The 2,208-nt window shown below is 35.1% G+C and carries 1 protein-coding gene; it reads left to right on the forward strand.

Annotation, left to right across the window (positions count from 1 at the left end; all coding sequences use genetic code 11):
* The coding region (locus tag B8T70_RS23475; protein WP_133059425.1) for a cadherin-like beta sandwich domain-containing protein at positions 1-2,208 on the forward strand (2,208 nt) is incomplete at both ends.

Below are 2,208 nucleotides of genomic sequence, written 5' to 3' on the forward strand. Positions count from 1 at the left end.
GCTTTAACTATTACAACAAATGATAATAGTAAAGTTTACGGATCTCAGAATCCAGTTTTAACAGTAAGTTATGATGGTTTTGTGCCTGGTGAAACTGAAGCGAATTTAACCGCAAAGCCTACAATTGCTACTACAGCAGTTACAGGAAGCCCCGTAGGAAAATATGAAATTACAGCTACTGGAGCGGCTTCATTAAATTATAAAATTACATATGTTAATAAAGGATCATTGACTATTACTCCTGCGGCTTTAACTATTACAACAAATGATAATAGTAAAGTTTACGGATCTCAGAATCCAGTTTTAACAGTAAGTTATGTTGGTTTTGTAAATGAAGATACTGAAGCAAGTTTGGCTCCATCAGCTAAAATTGTAACTAGTGCACTTATAGGAAGTGGAGTAGGAACTTATCCAATCATAGCTAGTGAAGCAGTTTCATCAAACTATACCATTACTTATGATAACAAAGGATTATTAACTGTTACTCCTGCTGAGCTAAAAATCACAGCAGATAATAAAGAAAAAGAGCATGGTATTGATAATCCAGTTTTAACAGCAACTTATGTTGGGTTTGTAAATGGAGATACTGTTACAAGTTTAAGTATGCCAGTGACAATTGTTACGCAGGCAGTTAAAGATAGTTCAGTAGGAAAATATGACATCACTGTTAGTGGAGCAAAATCAACAAATTATGATATTACTTTCGTTTCTGGTACTTTAGAAGTGACTAAATCTACTAATGCAGGTTTAACAGATTTAGCTATTAGTGAAGGTAAGTTAAGTCCGGATTTTGCAGAAGGAACTAAAGATTATACAGCTACAGTACCAAATGATGTTAAAACTATTACAGTTACACCAACTACAGCAGACACTGAAGCAAAAGTAACAGTAAATGGAGTAGAAGTGCCTAGTAGAACTCCTAGCGGAGAAATTACTTTACAAGTAGGTGAAAATAAGATTACCACTATAATAACAGCTCAAGATGGAACTATTAATACTTATACTGTAATTGTTACAAGAGAGCCTTCTAGTAATGCAGGTATGACAGATTTAGCTATTAGCGAAGGTACTTTAAGCCCAGTATTTGCAGAGGTAACTAAAGATTATACAGCTACAGTAAAAAACGATGTTAAAGATATTACAGTTACACCTTTTACTTCTGATAGTACTGCAACAATAACAGTAAACGGAAAAGAAGTAGCTAATGGAACTGCTAGTGGAAACATTCTTTTAGAAGTTGGTAAAAATGAGATTACTACTATAATTACAGCACAGGATGGAAAAACACAAGAAACATATACTGTTGTTGTTACAAGAGAGCCTTCTAGTGATGCAGGTTTAGCTGATATTACGGTTAGTGAAGGAACTTTAAGTCCTGTTTTTAATACAGATACTAAAGGATATACAGTTGATGTGCCAAATGGAACTAACTCAATCATAGTTACACCTACACCAAGAGATCCGGATGCCAAAGTTGAAATGATAGTTGATGGAAAAACGATTACTGATAACGCAGCTCCAATCGATTTAAAAGTTGGTGATAATGAAGTTACAGTAGTTATGACTGCTCCTGACGGAACACAAGAAACATATACTGTTGTTGTTACAAGAGAGCCTTCTAATGATGCAGGTTTAGCTGATATTACGGTTAGTGAAGGAACTTTAAGTCCTATTTTTAATACAGACACTAAAGGATATACAGTTGATGTGCCAAATGGAACTAACTCAATCATAGTTACACCTACACCAAGAGATCCAGATGCCAAAGTTGAAATGATAGTTGATGGAAAAACGATTACTGATAACGCAGCTCCAATCGATTTAAAAGTTGGTGATAATGAAGTTACAGTAGTTATGACTGCTCCTGACGGAACACAAGAAACATATACTGTTGTTGTTACAAGAGAGCCTTCTAGTGATGCAGGTTTAGCTGATATTACGGTTAGTGAAGGAACTTTAAGTCCTGTTTTTAATACAGATACTAAAGGATATACAGTTGATGTGCCAAATGGAACTAACTCAATCATAGTTACACCTACACCAAGAGATCCGGATGCCAAAGTTGAAATGATAGTTGATGGAAAAACGATTACTGATAACGCAGCTCCAATCGATTTAAAAGTTGGTGATAATGAAGTTACAGTAGTTATGACTGCTCCTGACGGAACACAAGAAACATATACTGTTGTTGTTACAAGAGAGCCTTCT

The organism is Flavobacterium sp. AJR (assembly GCF_002156885.1).
In the GTDB taxonomy this organism is placed as follows: Bacteria; Bacteroidota; Bacteroidia; order Flavobacteriales; family Flavobacteriaceae; genus Flavobacterium.